Annotated in this window: 1 protein-coding gene; it reads left to right on the top strand. The window is 63.9% G+C overall.

The window, feature by feature from the left end:
• Positions 1 to 274 (top strand): thiamine pyrophosphate-dependent enzyme (locus tag SB660_RS20405; protein ID WP_410584146.1); only part of this gene is annotated, 274 nt, incomplete at both ends.

The following is a 274-nucleotide window of genomic DNA, read 5'->3' as shown; positions in this document are numbered from 1 at the left end:
CATGGTGCTGAATAACGAAGACCTGAATCAGGTCACGTGGGAGCAGCGGGTGATGGAAGGTGATCCGAAGTTCGACGCGTCGCAGAAGGTGCCCAATGTGCCGTATCACCGGTTCGCGGAAATGCTCGGCTTGACAGGCATCTATGTTGACGAGGCCGGGCAACTGGCCGATGCATGGGAAACGGCGCTGGCCGCGAAGGCGGGCATCGTCGGTCTCACGCGGGCGCTCGCGCTCGAGGGCGCTCGGCATGGCGTCACGGCCAACGCCATCGCC

Origin of the sequence: Bacillus sp. SIMBA_005 (assembly GCF_046535585.1) — a bacterium.
Taxonomy (GTDB): Bacteria; Bacillota; Bacilli; order Bacillales; family Bacillaceae; genus Bacillus; species Bacillus pumilus.
This window is presented reverse-complemented; position numbering and strand designations above follow the sequence as displayed.